Annotated in this window: 17 protein-coding genes; 15 read left to right on the forward strand and 2 right to left on the reverse strand. The window is 35.7% G+C overall.

Going from position 1 to position 19,644, the window contains the following annotated elements; genetic code table 11:
- Positions 1-166 precede the first annotated feature (166 nt).
- From trmD to EKM00_RS06155, 6 genes are all read left to right on the forward strand, one after another.
- Entirely contained in the window at positions 167-844 is a 678-nt protein-coding gene (gene trmD / locus EKM00_RS06130; protein WP_091166587.1) for a tRNA (guanosine(37)-N1)-methyltransferase TrmD, read from the forward strand.
- A gap of 172 nt (positions 845-1,016) precedes the next feature.
- On the forward strand, positions 1,017-1,367 hold the full coding sequence (gene rplS, locus EKM00_RS06135) for a 50S ribosomal protein L19 (RefSeq protein ID WP_126454599.1): 351 nt from the start codon (positions 1,017-1,019) through the stop codon (positions 1,365-1,367).
- A 289-nt stretch (positions 1,368-1,656) separates the two neighbouring features.
- On the forward strand, positions 1,657-2,880 hold the full coding sequence (locus EKM00_RS06140) for an isocitrate dehydrogenase (NADP(+)) (protein WP_126454601.1): 1,224 nt from the start codon (positions 1,657-1,659) through the stop codon (positions 2,878-2,880).
- A gap of 142 nt (positions 2,881-3,022) precedes the next feature.
- Complete coding sequence (locus tag EKM00_RS06145; protein ID WP_126454603.1) at positions 3,023-5,404, forward strand: TonB-dependent receptor; 2,382 nt, start codon at positions 3,023-3,025, stop codon at positions 5,402-5,404.
- 41 nt (positions 5,405-5,445) lie between these two features.
- A complete protein-coding gene (locus tag EKM00_RS06150) occupies positions 5,446-6,267 on the forward strand; it encodes a DUF4249 domain-containing protein (protein WP_126515583.1) in 822 nt (273 codons plus the stop codon).
- 144 nt (positions 6,268-6,411) lie between these two features.
- On the forward strand, positions 6,412-7,074 hold the full coding sequence (locus tag EKM00_RS06155; protein ID WP_126515584.1) for a thiamine diphosphokinase: 663 nt from the start codon (positions 6,412-6,414) through the stop codon (positions 7,072-7,074).
- A gap of 2 nt (positions 7,075-7,076) precedes the next feature.
- Here the strand turns inward: EKM00_RS06155 and EKM00_RS06160 are convergent, their stop codons facing one another.
- Complete coding sequence (locus EKM00_RS06160) at positions 7,077-7,943, reverse strand: alpha/beta fold hydrolase (RefSeq protein ID WP_126515585.1); 867 nt, start codon at positions 7,941-7,943, stop codon at positions 7,077-7,079.
- A 155-nt stretch (positions 7,944-8,098) separates the two neighbouring features.
- Between EKM00_RS06160 and rlmF the strand changes: the two genes are divergently transcribed.
- The 3 genes from rlmF (at position 8,099) to uvrB (ending at position 14,462) form a co-directional block, all read left to right on the forward strand.
- Entirely contained in the window at positions 8,099-9,073 is a 975-nt protein-coding gene (gene rlmF / locus EKM00_RS06165; protein ID WP_126515586.1) for a 23S rRNA (adenine(1618)-N(6))-methyltransferase RlmF, read from the forward strand.
- 215 nt (positions 9,074-9,288) lie between these two features.
- Entirely contained in the window at positions 9,289-12,345 is a 3,057-nt protein-coding gene (locus tag EKM00_RS06170; protein ID WP_126515587.1) for a TonB-dependent receptor, read from the forward strand.
- Positions 12,346-12,470: 125 nt separating this feature from the next.
- Entirely contained in the window at positions 12,471-14,462 is a 1,992-nt protein-coding gene (uvrB, locus tag EKM00_RS06175; RefSeq protein ID WP_126515588.1) for an excinuclease ABC subunit UvrB, read from the forward strand.
- Here the strand turns inward: uvrB and EKM00_RS06180 are convergent.
- Positions 14,459-14,860, reverse strand: coding sequence for an excinuclease ABC subunit B (locus tag EKM00_RS06180; protein WP_126454617.1), 402 nt, complete (start codon positions 14,858-14,860; stop codon positions 14,459-14,461). The two genes, uvrB and EKM00_RS06180, sit on opposite strands and share 4 nt — an antisense overlap.
- A gap of 56 nt (positions 14,861-14,916) precedes the next feature.
- On the opposite strand from EKM00_RS06180, the gene EKM00_RS06185 reads away from it, so the two are divergent.
- The 6 genes from EKM00_RS06185 to EKM00_RS06210 all read left to right on the forward strand — a co-directional run bounded on the left by EKM00_RS06185 (position 14,917) and on the right by EKM00_RS06210 (position 19,629).
- The gene (locus EKM00_RS06185; protein WP_126515589.1) at positions 14,917-15,750 is read left to right on the forward strand and encodes an alpha/beta hydrolase; all 834 of its coding nucleotides are present in this window, start codon (positions 14,917-14,919) and stop codon (positions 15,748-15,750) included.
- 48 nt (positions 15,751-15,798) lie between these two features.
- On the forward strand, positions 15,799-16,809 hold the full coding sequence (locus tag EKM00_RS06190; protein ID WP_126515590.1) for a dipeptide epimerase: 1,011 nt from the start codon (positions 15,799-15,801) through the stop codon (positions 16,807-16,809).
- Between the two features lie 6 nt (positions 16,810-16,815).
- Positions 16,816-17,847: an aminotransferase class I/II-fold pyridoxal phosphate-dependent enzyme gene (locus EKM00_RS06195; protein WP_126515591.1), complete on the forward strand. Its 1,032-nt coding sequence runs from the start codon at positions 16,816-16,818 to the stop codon at positions 17,845-17,847.
- A 58-nt stretch (positions 17,848-17,905) separates the two neighbouring features.
- A complete protein-coding gene (locus EKM00_RS06200) occupies positions 17,906-18,373 on the forward strand; it encodes a DUF1456 family protein (protein ID WP_126454659.1) in 468 nt (155 codons plus the stop codon).
- A complete protein-coding gene (locus EKM00_RS06205) occupies positions 18,374-19,030 on the forward strand; it encodes an oxidoreductase (protein ID WP_126515592.1) in 657 nt (218 codons plus the stop codon).
- A gap of 77 nt (positions 19,031-19,107) precedes the next feature.
- Positions 19,108-19,629 carry a hypothetical protein gene (locus EKM00_RS06210; RefSeq protein ID WP_126454627.1) on the forward strand — a complete coding sequence of 174 codons (522 nt, stop codon included), beginning with the start codon at positions 19,108-19,110 and terminating at the stop codon, positions 19,627-19,629.
- Positions 19,630-19,644: the final 15 nt, after the last annotated feature.

Raw genomic sequence — 19,644 nt, forward strand, 5'->3', positions numbered from 1 at the left:
AGATTGAAACGGCATCCTTTTCTTGCTTTCTTTAAGCAAGGAAAGATACAGTGTAAAGCTGGAAATAAGTCCTAAAGAAAAGTTTAATCGCTGAATTGGTTAAATGGTTATTTGAAAACCTTGGCTTCTTTGTACCTTTGCCCCTTTCAAACTTAGATCTAAAATTATGCGCATTGATATTGTTACTGTTCTGCCCGAATTATTGCGAAGTCCGTTTGAGGCTTCGATCATGAAACGCGCTATTGACAAAGGTCTGGTGGAAGTTCATTTTCATAATCTGCGGGATTACACGACCAACAGACAAAAAAGTGTAGATGATTATCCCTATGGCGGTGGCGCCGGAATGGTGATGACCGTACAGCCTATCGACGCCTGTATTACGCATTTGAAAAGCGAGAGAACCTACGATGAAATCATTTACATGTCGCCGGACGGGGAAACTCTGAACCAGAAAATGGCCAATACGATGTCTATGTATGAAAATATTATTATCCTTTGCGGACATTATAAAGGAGTAGATCAGCGGGTACGTGATCATTTTATTACCAAGGAAATCTCTATTGGTGATTACGTTTTGAGTGGTGGTGAATTAGGCGCATTAGTATTATCAGATGCATTGATCCGATTGATCCCTGGCGTTTTGAGTGATGAAACCTCTGCATTGACGGATAGTTTTCAGGACGGATTATTATCAGGTCCTATATACACTCGTCCGGCAGATTACAACGGATGGAAAGTTCCGGAGGTTTTGACCAGCGGGAATTTTGCTAAAATTGACAAATGGCGTGAGGATATGGCCTACGAACACACGAAGAACAGACGACCGGATTTGCTGGAAGATTAAAAATTTGTTTGAAGTTAAAGGTTTAAAGGTGGTATTCAAGAACTTATAAACTTTAAACAAGAAAAACTTTAAACTTTAAACTTTTTTATTTACTTTTGCGCCCACATTAGTTCAACCTCTGGCGAAATCCGTGAATGTTGATTTAATACAAACCATAATTAAAAAAATTATCATGGCAGATTTAATGAAATTCGTTCAAGACGAATTTGTAACAAGAAAAGATTTCCCAGTTTTTGCAGCCGGAGATACGATCACTGTTTACTACGAGATTAGAGAGGGTGAAAAAACAAGAACTCAGTTTTTTAAAGGAGTTGTTATTCAAAGAAGAGGTTCTGCTAATACAGAAACGTTTACGATTCGCAAAATGTCAGGTGCTATTGGTGTAGAGCGTATCTTCCCGGTAAACTTACCAGCTTTACAAAAAGTAGAGATCAACAAAAAAGGTGCAGTTCGTAGAGCTAGAATTTTCTACTTCAGAGAACTTACTGGTAAAAAAGCTAAAATTAAAGACAAAAGAAGATAGTCAAATATCTCTCTATTATAAAAGTCCTGACGATGTCAGGACTTTTTTTTGGTTTAAAGTCAAGCTACTCAATATTAATCTACTAATTTTATAAAATTGAATGCGATTTAAGCACTTATTTTTTGACAAGAAATAAGGAATATATTTTCCATATTCTTATTTTGATTATCCTAAAGTAATAATTTGACAATTCATTTTAAACAAGTGAAAACGCATTTTCTTTTACGATAACGTTTTATTACCTTTGTAGCTACGTTTAAAAATTAAGAATTACATATAGCAATACATTATGACAAAAATTAAAGTAGCTAATCCGATAGTTGAATTGGATGGTGACGAAATGACACGAATTATTTGGTCCTTTATCAAGGAAAAATTAATTCTTCCTTATTTAGATTTAGATATTAAATATTACGATTTAGGAATGGAAAGCAGAGATGCTAGCAATGACCAAATCACTATTGACTCTGCTGAGGCAATTAAAAAATACAATGTTGGTATTAAATGTGCCACAATTACTCCTGATGAAGACCGTGTTACCGAATTTGGTTTAAAAAAAATGTGGAAATCTCCAAACGGAACTATCCGTAATATTGTAGGTGGAACCGTTTTCCGTGAACCAATTATCATGAAAAACGTACCTCGTTTAGTACCGGGTTGGACACAGCCTATCGTTATTGGTCGTCATGCTTTTGGGGACCAATACAAAGCTACAGATACTGTTATTAAAGGAAAAGGGAAACTAACTATGACTTTTGTTCCTGAAGAGGGAGAAACTCAAACTTGGGAAGTATTCGATTATAAAGGAGACGGAGTCGCAATGGCCATGTACAATACGGATGAAAGTATTTACGGTTTTGCACATTCCTCTTTCCAAATGGCTTTGACAAAAAAATGGCCTTTATATCTTTCTACAAAAAATACTATTTTGAAAGCCTATGACGGACGTTTCAAAGATATTTTTGAAGAAGTATATCAATCTACCTACAAAGCACAATTCGTTGAAGCAGGAATTGCTTACGAACACCGTTTGATCGATGACATGGTTGCCTCTGCAATGAAATGGAGTGGCGGTTTTGTGTGGGCATGTAAAAACTATGACGGTGATGTACAATCCGACACTGTTGCACAAGGTTTTGGTTCGTTAGGATTAATGACTTCAGTATTAGTTACTCCTGATGGAAAAACTCTAGAAGCAGAAGCGGCTCACGGAACAGTTACTCGTCACTACAGACAACACCAACAAGGAAAAGCTACTTCTACTAACCCGATTGCCTCTATTTTTGCATGGACAAGAGGATTGGAACACAGAGGTAAACTGGATAAAAATCAAGCTTTGATTGATTTTTGTCATACTCTTGAACAAGTATGTATTGATACTGTTGAAAGCGGAAAAATGACTAAAGATTTAGCTATGTTAGTAAAACCTGAAGGATTGACTGCCGTAGATTACTTGACTACCGAGGCTTTCTTAGCAGCGATACAAGAAAATTTAGATGCTAAACTAGCTTAAATTTTTTACTACATAATATTAAAAAGACAACTGGAAACGGTTGTCTTTTTTTTTACCTTAGCAATACCTTAACAGTTGTTATATGTCAAATGCTGTTCTGTTTAATGTAATTTGCATTTTTGTATTTAGAAAAACTTAAACAATGACTCCAAAGAAAATTATTCCCTTTTTAATGGTATTACTATGCTCCTTTTCAAGCTTCTCTCAAGAGAAATTTACGCTAAGCGGAACTATTATTGACGCCAACAGCAACGAAACTTTAATAGGAGTCAACATTGTAATCCTTGAACTCAAAACCGGAGTAACTACCAATGAATATGGATTTTACTCCATCACAGTTCCAAAAGGAATCTATAACGTACAAATTAGCTATTTGGGATTTCAAAGCAAGGAAGAGTTAATCTACTTGAGTCAAAACCTAAAAAACAATTTCAATTTATTCAGTGATGAAACAGCGCTGAAAGAGGTCATTATTACGGATAATAGAAACAAAATAGACATCAAAAAACCCGAAATGAGTGTCAATAAACTCTCCATTTCAGCGATCAAGAAAATGCCCGTTGTGCTGGGTGAAGTTGATGTTTTGAAATCTATTTTATTACTTCCCGGAGTCACAAATGCTGGTGAAGGCGCTTCTGGATTTAATGTTCGTGGTGGCGGTGCCGATCAAAATTTGATTCTGCTGGATGAAGCTACCATATTCAACTCTTCCCACGTTTTTGGTTTTTTCTCTGTTTTTAATCCGGATGCCATCAAAGATTTGAAGTTGTACAAAGGCGGCATTCCTGCCCGCTATGGCGGAAGAGCCTCTTCGGTGTTGGATATTTATCAAAAAGATGGCAATAGCAAAAATTTTCATGTCAATGGAGGAATCGGATTGATTTCCAGCCGCATTTTGGCCGAAGGACCATTGGTAAAAGACAAAGGTTCCTTCCTGATTGGTGGCAGAAGTTCCTATGCGCATTTATTCCTGAAGCTTTCCGAAGAACAAAAAAACAATACGGCTTATTTTTATGACCTAAATACCAAGTTGAGTTATAAATTAGATGCTAACAACAGTCTGTATTTATCGGGTTATTTTGGCCGAGATGTGTTCAGCCTGAACAAAAGTTTTACCAATGTTTATGGAAACACCACAGTAAACTTGCGCTGGAACCACTTATTTTCTGAAAAATTATTTTCTAATTTATCGCTCATTTACAGCGATTACTATTACGGTTTGGATTTAGATTTCGTAGGTTTTAAATGGGATTCCGGCATTAAAAATTACAATATCAAATACGATTTCAGAAATTATATTTCGGATAAATTCAAATTGAATTACGGAGTAAACGGGATTTATTACGAATTCAATCCGGGAACCATCAAACCATCTGATGCGGACTCCGGAATAAATTTCGACCAATTGGATAAAAAATATGCTTTTGAACCCGCGGTTTACATCAACGCTGATCACGAAATATCCGACAGAATAGCCCTTTCCTACGGACTTCGGTACAGTATGTTTTACCGTTTAGGTCAATCTACAGTGAATATTTATGAAAATGACAATCCGGTTCTCTTCAATTCAGAATTACAGATTTATGAAAAAGCAACTCCAATTGGCTCCAAATTCTACGACAAAAACAAAGTCATTCAAAGCTATAATTATCTGGAACCACGTTTTTCACTAGCCTACCAAATCAAAGACAACCAATCCATAAAAGCGAGTTATAACAGAATGGTACAGTATTTACAACTAATTTCGAACACCACATCGCCAACTCCACTTGATGTCTGGACGCCAAGCGATAATTTCATAAAACCTCAAATTGCCGATCAGGTGGCTTTAGGTTACTTTAAAAATTTCAACGATAACATGTATTCCCTTGAAGTAGAAACGTATTATAAAGAAGTACAAAACCGCTTAGATTATATTGACGGTGCTAATTTGATTGCCAATAAAGCCATTGAACAAATAATCCTGAATGGGCAATTACGATCCTATGGTTTAGAAATCATGTTCCGAAAAAACGAAGGGAAATTTAATGGCTGGATTTCGTATACGTTATCCAAATCAGAGCAACAAACTCCCGGAAGAACACCAATAGAAACAGGAATCAACAGCGGCCAATGGTACAATTCCGTATATGACAAACTGCATAATATTGCAATAACCAGTTCCTACAATCTAAATGAAAAATGGTCTTTTGGAGCTAATTTTGCGCTGCAAACTGGTCAACCGGTGACGTATCCTGTTGGACAATATGAATACTTAGGGATCAATGTACCCAGTTATGGATTGAGAAATAGAAATCGGCTCCCCGCTTACCATCATCTTGACATTGCCGCTACTTTGACTCCAAAAAGCAACAAAGACCGCCAATGGAAAGGCGAATGGGTTTTTAGCATTTATAATTTGTACAATCGGAAAAATGCCGCTTCTATCAATTTCAGACAAAATGCAGATACCGGAACCAATGAAGCTGTAAAAACTTCGATTTTTGGTGTAGTTCCAGCGGTGAGTTATAACTTTAAATTTTAAGCTTACTAGCCCATAAGGCAACAAAATAAAAAAATAAAATCATGAAAAAAACAACACTATATCTGGTACTTCTCATCGCTATTTTTTCGGCAAGTTGCGAAGATGTTGTCGAAGTAGATTTAGATAATGCTCCGCCAAAACTGGTAATTGAAGCAGCAATTAATTGGAAAAAAAGAACTTCGGGAAATCAACAAAAAATAAAACTGACTACAACAACTGGATTTTACGGTACAACTATTCCAAAAGTTTCCGGAGCAACAGTGTCTATAAAAAATAGTGCTAATGTGGTTTTTACTTTTTCGGAAATTGCGAATACCGGCGAATATAAATGCGCTACTTTTATACCGGTAATCAACAAAACCTATACGCTGACCGTTATCAGCAATGGTAATACGTATACTGCAACCGAAACACTGAAACCCGTTACGCCAATTACAAAAATTATTCAAAACAATCAAGGCGGCTTTACAGGGACTGACATTGAAATTAAAACATTCTTCAAAGATCCAGCGGGTGAAACCAATTATTACCTCTATAAATATGTGTATTCAAACCAAGTAAAATCAAACTTTTATGTAGATCAAGATGAGTTTTTCAACGGAAACAAATTTTTCAGTATCTCACAAAATGATGATTTAAAAAAAGACGATAAAATTGAAATAAGCCACTTTGGAATTTCTAAAGCATACTACAATTATATGAGTGTATTAGTGAGTATCGCAGGAAATAATGGTGGCGGACCGTTTCAATCTCCGCCTGCTACCGTAAGAGGAAACATCATCAACACCACAAATGCGGCTAATTATCCTTTGGGTTATTTCTCGCTTAGCGAAGTTGATGTCAGTAATTATACAATTGAATAATTTGGAGCTAATCCAGCTGTTCATTGCAACCAAAAACCGGTTCTAAACAGTTTTGGTTTTTATTGCCATCCGGGCTAGTACGTGAGAGATAAAACGAGAACTTTTATTTACTTTTACACCATAATTCATAATTCATAATTTATAATGTCTTCACACCATATCGTTCGCGACGACCAAGAACCTGCTTTAATCATTGCCAACGGCGCTTCCTGTAACCCGGAACTATTGGGCCAATTACTGGAATGGTCACCACTCGTGGTCGTATTAGATTCGGCTATGGTCCGCGTTATGGAACTAGACATTAAAGTCGATGTGCTTTTAGGAGATTTTGACCGAGGATTTGATCCTGAAATTTACAAAACATCTCAATATCCCATCGAAATTATACATACGCCAGATCAGAATAAAACCGATTTAGAAAAAGCTTTTGACTATTTAATCGAAAGAAAAATTCCTGCTGTAAACGTCGTTTGGGCCACCGGACGAAGAGCTGATCATACCATAACCAATATTACCAACATTACGAGATATCGAAATTTATTGAAAATTGTTATTTTGGACGATCACTCAAAAGTATTCCTTTTGCCTAAAAAATTCGAAAAATGGTACACGGCAAACACCCCCATTTCATTAATTCCCATCGGTCATGTGACTGGAATTCATTCTGATAATTTATTTTATCCGCTGAAAGATGATAGTTTGACTATTGGTTACAGAACCGGCAGCAGCAACCACGTCCTCAAAGACGGAATCGTAACAATAGAACACAATGAAGGTGATTTATTAATGATGGAATGCCTGGATTAGTTTTATTGTATGTTCAGTAATACATTTCTTATAATTTCATAATGACTCCAAGGAATAAAATGATTCGCTTTTTTGATCGTTATTGCATCGATTGATTTAGCATTGGTAAACTTTTTTTGCATAAAAGCAACATTGCTGTACGGCACCAAAACATCTTTTGTTCCATGAATAATCGTAACATCACATTTGATTTTTTTTAGCGCTGGTTCTAAGTCTACCAAATCCTGTTTCAACCACCACAACTCATCATTAGAAGGACGCAATGCACCGGGAATCAAATACCGCAAAGGCGACGCCTTAATAACCGTTCTCCATTTCTCTGGATTTTCAGCTTTTGGGTCCAATGAGCCTGCCAATATCACCATTCTTTTGTACCAAGATGGATTATCCACGGCTAACCGAGCCACAACGGGCCCGCCTACGGAATGTCCCACCAAAATCAGCGGCTTTTTATTATCGATTTTTTTTATAAACTCTGATATTCTTTGAGATTGTACCCTTAAATTTTGAGCATCGCCAAAACCACTGAATCCAAAACCCGGTCGGTCAATCGCGATCATTCGGTATTTTTTAAGCAATAAAGTATCCTGAAGATATTCTTTAAAGGCATTCCAACTGCCAGGCGAGCCGTGAATAAAAAACAAGGTCGCGTTTTGCATACTACCTGTTGCCACATAATGTATTTTATAACCTTCAAAAGCAATTGTTTTATCCTGAAATTCCGTTTTAGAGGCACCAAAAAATTTTGTTGTTTCCTTATTGGAAAATCGCATCGTCATACAAGATTGACACATAACAATATAGAAAAACACAAAACTGTACGCTAAGTATCTCTTTTTGAAATGAAATGAAGTGAGCCTAAAAGTCATACTATTTGTATTTTTTATAAAAGTAACCGTTTTTAGTTTTCGAAAAAACACAATATTCTAATTTTATGATTTATTTTTCGTCTGTTTAATAGGCCGAAAACGTCTTTATCCATTTACAAAATAGTTATGCCTATATTTGCATCGAAATAAAGAAAATGAAAGCGAAAACGATTACCGAAAAGACGAATTTACATCCTAGAAATCTGGATAGATTTGGATACAATTTTGATGAATTAATAGTAAAATCCCCAGAATTGCAGCATTTCGTTTCTGTCAATGAGTATAAAATCCAAACTATTGATTTTAGTAATCCTGATGCGGTTAAGGCACTTAATAAAGCTTTGTTATTATCCCATTACGACATTCAAAACTGGGACATTCCTAAAAATTATCTTTGTCCGCCCATTCCCGGAAGAGCAGATTACATCCATTATCTCGCTGATTTATTAGCTTCAAGCAACAACGGAATCATTCCTGAAGGAGAAACTGTTCAAGGTTTAGATATTGGTGTGGGTGCGAATTGCATTTATCCTATACTTGGTAATTCAGCGTACGGATGGAGTTTTGTAGGAACTGATACCGATTTAAAAGCAATTGAAAATTGCAGTGCCATCATTGAAGAAAATCCAAAATTGATTGATGCCATAAGTTTACAGCAACAAACGGAATCGCGTTTTATTTTTAAAAATATAATCACTCCCGAAGACAAATTCACGTTCACTATTTGTAATCCTCCTTTTCATGCATCACAGGATGAAGCCACGAAAAGCACGGTTCGAAAAATCAACAATTTAGAAAATGCTAAAACTACTACCCGCGGTACAGCCGAGCGAGGTGAAGCTAAACCTGTTTTAAATTTTGGTGGTCACAATGCTGAATTGTGGTGTGAAGGTGGTGAATTAGGTTTTGTTACCCAGATGATTTTCGAAAGTGCAAAATATCCAATGCAGTGTTTATGGTTTACCACTTTGGTCTCTAAAAAAGAAAATCTTTCCAGTCTTTATAAAACATTAAACAAGGTAAGTGCAGTCGAAATTAAAACAATCGATATGGCTCAAGGCCAAAAAACAAGCCGAATCATAGCCTGGACTTTCCTCAGTAAAGCACAACAGAAAGCTTGGAAATTTTAAAAAATCATCCTAATTACTCCTCATTCTGGTTGGAAATGAAAGATCTTTATCAATAAAAATAGTACATCTTCAACAAAAAGAACTCAAACTAGTTTTTTCATAAAAAAAAATGTAAATAATAATTATTTGCCATTTAACAAATATCTTGCTTGTTATTATTCTGATTAACGTTATTTAAGTAGTATTTTTACGAATCTAACTTTAAATGACTAAAAATGAAAAAACTTTTCTTTATTCTAACTTTAATTTTTTCAGCAGGAATAACTGCCCAAGAAATTAGAGTCTCCGGTGTTGTTACTGACGACTCCAACGCAACCTTACCTGGAACAACCATTATGATCAAAGGAATTGCAAAAGGCACGACTTCAGATATAGAGGGTAAATACACCATTACTGCAAAAATTGGAGATATTTTACAATTCTCCTATGTAGGTTTAGAAACAAAATCAGTTAAAATCACAGGAAGTACACTAAACATTACTTTAACGGGAAGTGGCGAAACATTACAAAATATAGTTATTATGGGTTCCCGTAATCCTACCAGAACCGTAACGGAATCTGCAGTACCTATTGATGTTATTTCTATGAAAGAAATCGCTTCACAAGGTGCTCAAACGAATTTGAATCAGATTTTAAATATGGTTGCGCCATCATTTACCTCAAATACAACAACTGTAGCTGATGGAACAGATCACATTGACCCTGCACAATTAAGAGGTTTAGGACCAGACCAAGTATTGGTTTTGATCAATGGAAAACGACGTCATACGTCATCTTTAGTAAACATCAATGGATCACCTGGTAGAGGAGCTGTAGGTACCGACTTGAATTCTATTCCTGCTTTTGCCATCGAAAAAATTGAAGTATTAAGAGATGGCGCTTCAGCTCAATATGGCTCAGACGCTATTGCTGGTGTAATCAACATCAACATGAAAAAAGATACTAAAAAATTAGAAATAAACCTTTTTGGAGGAAGTCATTTTTCTAAAAATGCTAACGACCATACCGGTGGAAATGATGGAAACAACATTCAAATTGATTTGAACTACGGAACAAATTTAGGAAAGGAAAAAAGTTTCATTAATATTACGGCAAGTGCTCAATTGAGAGGTCAAACAAGTCGTGCTAAAGAAGTTAAAGGAAATTTATTTAACCGATACAATGCTGTTGAAGAAAGAGCTAGAATAGCAGGTGTTAACATTAATAGTTTGTATGCGAATACGTTAAACACTACCCCTGGCTTTTACAACGGTTTGCTGAACACAATTAATACGTATGCGCAACAAGTAAGTTATTTTGATGCAACAACAAAAACTGCTATTCAAACTGCCGCATCGAATGGAAATTTATCCGGGATGAGAACTTTATTAGGAGTTGATGCCACAACTGACGAACTAGCCTTTAGAGGTTTAGTACGAAATGATTTTAATATGCGAGTAGGTCAATCATCACTTCAAAGCTCACAATTCTTTGTAAATGCTGCCTATCCTTTAACTGATAAATTAGAATTGTATGCTTTTGGAGGGAACAGCTACAGAACTGGTGAAGCTGCCGGTTTTTACAGAAGACCAAATCAATCTAGATCGTATACCGGTTTGTATCCAAATGGTTTTTTGCCAGAAATCCACTCGACAATTAACGACATTTCAGCAGCAGCGGGTCTTAGAGGTATAATTTTCGAAAATTGGAATTTTGACTTAAGCAATACTTTTGGAAGAAATGCATTTGATTATGGAGTTGAAAATACCGTAAATGCCTCTCTAAGAGAAAACTCTCCTACTGAATTTGACGCTGGTGGATTAGCCTTTAGCCAAAACACAACTAATTTCGACATGAACCGAAAATTTGGTGATTTGAACGTTGCTTTTGGAGCTGAATACCGAAATGAAAACTATAGTATTGGTGCAGGACAACCTGAATCATATAATTTATATGATATAAACGGTAATGTTGCTTTACCTGGAGTAACGCCCGCTAATCTGATAGTAACTGATTTCTTTGGATCTATTAGAGGGAATGGCTCCCAAGTATTTCCGGGTTTCAGGCCAACAAATGCTATTGACAAAGGTCGTAACAGTACCGCTATTTATGGAGATCTTGAATATGATGTTACAGAAAAATGGTTGTTGAACGGAGCCGTTCGTTTTGAAAACTATTCTGATTTCGGAAACACTACTAATTTTAAAGTTGCCAGTCGTTATAAACTAACAGACAACATTAATTTGCGTGGTGCTGTTTCCACAGGTTTTCGCGCTCCTTCCTTACATCAAATCAATTTTAATGCTACAGCGACTCAATTTGTTGGTGGTGTACCATTTGAAGTAAGTACATTTAGTAATGATTCCCCGGCAGCGCAAGCCCTTGGAATCCCACAATTGAAACAAGAAGAATCTAAAAGTGCTAGTATTGGTTTTACCGCTAAAATTCCAGAAGGAAACATTACTTTGACTGCCGATGCTTATATTGTAAGAATAGATGACAGAGTAACTTTGACTGATCAATTTTCTCGTCCATCGGGAACGTTTGCTGACGGAACGCCACAGAGAGAACTTCAAGAACAATTTGATCTCGCTGGAGCAAATGCGGCAACCTTTTTTGCCAATGCTATTAGTACAGAGTCTAAAGGAATTGATATCATTATAACACATAAGCTAAATTTAGGAGCCATAGTAATCAAATCTGATTTAGCTACTACTTTTTCTCAAACAAGACAAGTGGGCGCGATTAAAGGTTCACCTACTTTAGTTGCTAATGGTCAAATCAACCGCTATTTTTCTGAAATGAGCAGAGTCTATCTAGAAGAAGCCATTCCAAGAGTTAAAGGAAATTTAACCAACTCATTTACTTATAAAAAATTCGATTTCTTTTTGAGAAATGTTTACTTCGGCCAGGTTACTGATCCAAATACGGCTGATGTAAATGGAGATGGAAGAGTTGAAGGAGCAATAATAAATGGTCTAGCAGTCGAAATTGAGCATCCAATCTGGGGCGCAAAAATAATCACTGATTTATCTGTTGGTTTCAAAATTACGGAAACTACAAAAGTTGTAATTGGGGCTAACAATATTTTTGATATCTATCCTGATGTAAATCTTGGTACACAAACTGCAAAAAGAGCAAATGGTGTTGACACAAATGGCAATGTAACTTATGCTGCCAATGCAACAACAATTGACTTGTCAAATGCAAATCAATTTGCATATTCAAGAAACACCTCTCAATTTGGTCAAAACGGAAGATTTCTTTTCGCTCGATTAAGCTTGAGTTTCTAGAACTCCCTGTTTTACACTAAAAACCATTCGCCCACGCGAATGGTTTTTTTTTGGTTCATCCTTTGGTAAAAAAAAGAATCCAAACTTGTATCTTTACAGCTCTAAAACTTTGCCACTTAACACCAATGAATTTTCAAGTAGTATCCGATTACCAGCCCAAAGGCGACCAACCACAAGCGATTGACAAATTAGTTCAGGGGATTATTGATGGTGATAAATTCCAAACTTTATTAGGTGTTACCGGATCCGGAAAAACATTTACGGTAGCCAATGTAATTCAGGAAGTACAAAGACCCACTTTGGTTTTGGCACACAACAAAACGTTGGCGGCACAATTATACTCGGAATTCAAGCAATTCTTCCCGAACAATGCCGTGGAATATTTCGTTTCCTATTACGATTATTACCAACCCGAAGCTTTTATGCCTGTAACCGGCGTTTTCATAGAAAAGGATTTATCCATCAATGAAGAACTGGAAAAAATGCGAATGTCAACCACTGCATCCTTGCTTTCTGGACGAAGAGACATTTTAGTTGTGGCCTCCGTTTCGTGTTTGTACGGTATTGGAAATCCTGTCGAATTTCAGAAAAACTTGATACCAATTGAAAAAGGACAAATTATTTCCCGCACCAAATTATTACATCAACTGGTGCAAAGTTTATATTCCAGAACGGAAGCCGATTTTAATCCTGGAAGTTTTAGAATAAAAGGAGACACCGTTGATGTGTATCCTAGTTATGCTGACGAAGCCTACCGCATTCATTTTTTTGGTGATGAAATTGAAGAGATCGAAAGTTTTGACACCAAGAACTCTCAAGTTCTTGAAAAATTTGATAAACTGACGATTTATCCGGCCAATATGTTCGTGACTTCACCGGATGTTTTACAAGGTGCGATTTGGGAAATCCAACAGGATTTAGTAAAACAAGTCGATTATTTTAAAGAAATTGGAAAACATCTGGAAGCTAAACGATTAGAAGAACGCACCAATTTTGATTTGGAAATGATTCGGGAGCTAGGTTATTGCTCCGGAATTGAAAATTATTCCCGGTATCTGGACGGTCGTTTACCCGGAACAAGACCTTTTTGTTTACTGGATTATTTTCCAAAAGATTACTTGATGGTGGTGGATGAAAGTCACGTAACACTTTCACAAGTTAGTGCGATGTATGGTGGGGACAGAAGCCGAAAAGAGAACTTAGTGGAATATGGTTTCCGACTTCCTGCAGCAATGGACAATCGTCCTTTGAAGTTTGAAGAATTTGAAGCCATGCAAAATCAGGTAATTTATGTTTCAGCAACACCTGCTGATTATGAATTGCAAAAAACGGAAGGTGTCATTGTGGAACAGGTAATTCGTCCGACAGGATTATTGGATCCCATTATCGAAATCCGACCAAGTTTAAACCAGATTGATGATTTAATCGAAGAAATTCAGGTTCGGGCAGAAATTGACGAGCGCGTTTTAGTGACAACTTTAACCAAAAGAATGGCAGAAGAACTCGCAAAATATTTAACGAAAGTCAATATTCGCTGTCGCTATATTCATTCTGAAGTCGACACTTTGGAACGAATAGAAATCATGCAAGATTTACGAAAAGGAATTTTTGATGTATTAATTGGTGTCAATTTACTTCGTGAAGGTCTGGATTTACCGGAAGTTTCTTTGGTGGCCATTTTAGATGCAGACAAAGAAGGTTTTTTACGAAGCCACCGCTCACTTACGCAAACAATTGGTCGCGCAGCAAGAAACCTAAACGGTAAAGCAATTATGTATGCGGATAAAATAACCGCCAGCATGCAAAAAACCATTGATGAAACAAATTATCGCAGAACCAAACAAATCAATTATAACACTGAAAACAATCAGACACCACAGGCATTAAACAAAAAAATAGAAAGTGCATTTACCAAAAATCCTTTGGCAGACTATGAATTGGGTCTCACTTTGAATGCCGCAGCCGAACCGGAAACTGCATATCTATCAAAAACGGAAATCGAGAAACTTATCCGGGAAAAACGGAAATCGATGGAAAAAGCCGCAAAAGATCTGGACTTTATGCAGGCGGCAAAATTACGGGATGACATCAAGAGATTGCAGCAACAATTAACTTAATTATGTTGCTCTTGAAAAACAGTCAATAAGACTTCAGAATTAATAATTGCGTTTGGCGCTTCATCCATCAGCTTCAGAATTCGTTTTGTTGCAGCAGGATTAAGTCCCATTTCAATTGCTATTTGTTGGATGTTAACGGCTTCTTTCTTGTGCAAAATTCCGTCGCTATGCATCAGTAAAGCCAATCTATAAAATTGCTGTATCCGCTGAAATTCGGATTTAATGGGCAACTGTGGCAATTCTAAATGAAACAAATCATTGAAACCTCCTTTTTCTATATTCAATTCATTGGCTACAATAAACAAAAAATCATATTCTTTCTTGTGTAAATGACCATCAACTGTAGAAAAAGCAATCATCTCCAAAAGTAAACTTCTCTTTTCTTCGAATGTATCCATCAAATTATTATTTTTAGCTAAAATATTGTTTTTAAATTGAATTACAAAACGAACTAATGATTCAACGATACCTATTATTGCTGTTTATCCTTTTTTTGATACCAGAAATCAACGCTCAAGAGCCAACACCTTCAGTTAGAACTTCGAAGCAGCGTACGGCATCAAAACAAGTTTCCACTTTTACTATCGAGGCTCCACAGCTTCAATCGACAAAGAAAATTTGGGTGTATTTACCCCAAAATTATGCCACATCCAAAAGAAAATTATCCGTAATTTACATGCATGATGCTCAAAATTTATTTGACGCTGCAACTTCTTATTCAGGTGAATGGAATATAGACGAAAAACTGGATAGCCTAAAAGCACCCGTTATTGTTATAGGAGTTGAACATGGAAATGAAAAACGCATTGATGAACTGACGCCTTTTAAAAACGAGAAATATGGAGGAGGAAAAGCAGACCGTTATTTAGAATTTATCGTAAAAACCTTAAAACCGCACATCGATAAAACGTTCAGAACCAAAACCGACAAGAAAAACACTATCATCATGGGAAGTTCCCTTGGCGGTCTTACTTCGTATTACGCTGTTTTAAAATACCCAGAGATATTTGGAAAAGCGGGAGTATTCTCCCCTTCCTTTTGGTTTACCAAAGATATTTATGATCTGACTGAAAAGTCTAAAAAAATAAAGTCTAAAGTCTATTTTCTATGTGGAGACAATGAAAGTGAAGATATGGTGACCGATTTGAATAAAATGGAATATTTACTGAATTCCAATAGATGTTCCTGCCTTAATTTGAATGAAAAGAAAATTGTAAAAGGCGGACAACACAATGAAAAATTATGGCGTGATGGTTTTGTAAAAGCTGTTTTATGGCTTGGTTACTAAATTATTCTGCTGCAAGTAAACACAACAAACATTAAAATCACATTCCTTATGGAACTAATCTTAAGAGCATACAACCTTAAACTGAAACATACATTCACGATTTCGAGAGAATCGATAGACTTTCAGCCTTCTTTGATTGTGGAATTACAAAGTGATGGTTATTCAGGTTTTGGCGAGGCAACTTCCAATCCGTACTACAAGACAACTGTTCCGGTGATGATGCAGGACTTGGAAAAAATTCGATCTGTAATTGAAACTATAACAAATGAAACCCCTGAAGAATTTTGGGCAGCGATTCATCCGTATTTAAAAAACAATATGTTTGCCTTATGCGCTTTGGATATGGCCTTTACGGATTTGTATGCTCGTAAAAAAGAAAAAAAACTGTACCAATTGTGGAATTACACTACCGATAAAAATCCATTGACAGATTACACAATAGGAATTGCATCGATAGAAAAAATGGTGGCTAAAATGAAAGAATTACCTTGGCCAATTTATAAAATAAAATTAGGTACAAAGGAAGATATTGCCATTGTTACTGAACTTAGGAAACATACTGATGCTGTTTTTAGAATTGATGCCAACTGCGGCTGGGGTGTAGCAGAAACCATAAACAATGCCGTTGAACTAAAAAAATTAGGTGTCGAGTTTTTGGAACAACCCATGAAGGCAGGCAATTGGGAAGGACACAAGGAAGTTTTCAAACATTCTGTGTTACCAATTATAGCCGACGAAAGTTGTATTATAGAAGAAGATGTAGCCAAATGTCACAATCATTTTCATGGGATAAATGTCAAATTAGTAAAATGTGGCGGACTAACTCCCGGAAGACGGATGATTCAGGAAGCCAAGAAATTAGGGTTAAAAACCATGGTGGGCTGCATGACCGAATCAACAGTTGGAATATCCGCAATTGCGCACTTATTACCGCAATTGGATTATGTAGATATGGATGGCGCACTACTATTGTCCGAGGATATTGCCACTGGTATTACCATTGATTTCGGCAAAATAAGCTATTCTGACTTGAATGGAACCGGTGTAACTTTAATGTAGTTTTAAATGAAAGTCAATCAATTTCCAGATCGAATAATTGAAGTAGAAAATGAGGAATATCTTTATTTTGGCGGAACAGCTTATTTGGGTTTGCCTACGCATCCCGAATTTCAAAAATTAATTATCAAAAATATTTTGCAATGGGGAACGGCTTACGGAAGTTCCAGAAGTGCCAATATTCAACTGACCGCTTATGAAAACGGCGAACGCTTAATAGCCCATTTTATCAAAGCAGATGCTGCACTTACGCTTTCGTCCGGTATGCTGGCAGGGAAAATAGTTGTTGAAATACTCGAGTCGCAAACCAATTGTTTTTTTCATTTTCCAGGTACACACGCCGCCATCAAAGCTCCTAACAGCTTACCTGTTTTTACTGAAAATGAATTAAATCCTCGTTTACTAGATACCACAATTGAAAAAATTACGATTCTAACGGATTCTGTTCCATCCTTTCAGATAAGACCAATTGATCTTTCGATTTTAAATTCGATTCCGTCCAATAAAGAAATCACTTTGGTTATTGACGAATCGCATTCGCTTGGAATTTTGGGAACAAATGGTTGCGGAATTTATTCGACCATCAATCTTCCTAACATCAAAAGAAAAATCATGGTGGCCTCTTTAGGGAAAGCCTTTGGATTGACAGGAGGCGTAATTGCCAGTGATTCTGAATTTATTAATCAGATAAAAACTTGTGATACTTATATTTCCAGTGCTGGAATGAATGCCGCATTTGTACAAACCATGGCTGATGCAGCAGCAATTTATTTGCAACAGCATCAAAAACTAAAAGAAAATATTCAGTATATAGATGCTCATTTAATTAAAAATAAAGCCATTCATTTTGACCCCAAGTATCCGCTTATTTATCCGAAAATCATTGGACTTACTGAAATTTTGACCGCAAATAAGATCATAGTAACCAATTTTAAATACTCAACAGATACTCAAAATTTAAATAGAATTGTAATTACTGCCAATCATAGGAAAGAAGATTTAGATACTCTAATTCAGATTTTGAAATGCAACCAATTCTAAATCTAAAATTGTGTTGCAATTGCTTTTAAACCGTACCTTTATAAAAAATTAGAATATGATGACAAACAACGATATCTTTAAAAAACTTCGCGTCGCTTTAATGCTGCGTGACGATCAAATAGTTGAAATATTGGAATTGGTAGATTTTAGAATCACTAAATCCGAATTAGGTGCTTTTTTTCGCGATGAAAAACATGAAAATTACATAGAATGTGGTGATCAGGTGTTGCGTAATTTTCTAAATGCATTGGTTATTCACTTGCGTGGAACCAAAGAAAATCCAAAAAACCCAAATGATGTTTTAGCCAAGCACAAAGCTCAAATTCCTGCAAAAGAAGGAGCTAAAGATAGACCCGAGTTTAAGGCAAAACCAAGAGACGAAGAAAAATCAAGAGGTGATGAAGCACCTTCAAAATCAAGACCTGCTACAAAAAACACTTCTAAAAAACAGTATCCAAAAGGAAATTCAAAAGTCCAAATAGTGGAGAAAGTGAAATTTAATTTCGGAAAGAATAAAAAATCCTAAGTGAAAACGGCCCTCGTTATTGGAAGCACCGGTCTGATAGGATCTCAATTGTTGAATTTACTTTTAGATAGCAATGACTATCTAAAAGTAATCACTTTCGTAAAAAGAGATACCGGCATAAAGCATAAAAAACTAACCCAACACCTTATTGATTTTGACAAGCCGGAAACGTATAAACATTTAGTTATTGGTGATGATTTCTTTTGTACCATTGGTACCACAATCAAAAAAGCAGGAAATAAAGAAGCCTTCCGAAAAGTAGATTTTGAATATCCACGCCAGTTTGCCACTATTGCACTGTACAATAAAGTCAACCAATATTTGATTGTTTCCTCTTTGGGTGCTGATGCAAATTCTGGAAATTTCTATTTGAAAACAAAAGGAGAAATTCAAAATTTTCTTAAGGATTGTAATTTTAAAAGCGCTGTTGTAGTGCAACCTTCCCTACTTTTAGGAAACCGAGCAGAATTTAGATTCGGAGAAATAGTTGGTGCCTTTTTTATGAAATCACTTTCCTTCTTATTCCTTGGTAACTTGAAAAAATACAAACCCATTGAAGCCAAAACAGTAGCAAAAGCACTTTTGAAAATTGCTCAAACTAATAATATAGGTTTCAAAATATACGAATCGGATGTGACTCAAGAAATTGGAAAGTAATACAAAAGCAAAATCCTGAATGAGAGTTCAGGATTTTCTGTAAGTTTGTTTGTATCAATGAATTCAAACCTTCAAATATGAAATGCCTCTTTATCCTTTACACATTATTTTTTACAACACTATTTTTTGGACAAAACAATAAAACAGAAGAACCAGCGGTGTTTATTGATTCTAACTTAATTGCAAGAAATGCAATTGAATATATTAACCAAAGTGAAATTGAATCTGTAAATGTTATTAAAAATGACACTTTAATAGATAATGTTTTGTACCAAGGTCAACTTTTTATTAGTTTAAAAAAACCCAAGAAATACGACTTTCTAACTTTAGAAAAAATCAAAACTGAATTTACCAATATAAAAAGTAACGATATCATTTATATGGTAAATGGAACATTTATAAAAGATAATATTGATACTTTCAAATTAGACCGCAACTATATTTTAGAAGTTGAAGTCACTAATTCAGAAGCATTTTACAATTTAAGGAAAAGCGATACAAAATTTGACATTATCAACATCTTGGGAAAAACGAAAGAGAATTTAGAAAATAAAAATAAGATTTTATTAAGAGGTCATGAAGCAATTGGCATAAAATAGAGTTCCTTTTTTTAA

It is taken from the genome of Flavobacterium sp. RSP15, assembly GCF_003968755.1.
GTDB lineage: Bacteria > Bacteroidota > Bacteroidia > Flavobacteriales > Flavobacteriaceae > Flavobacterium.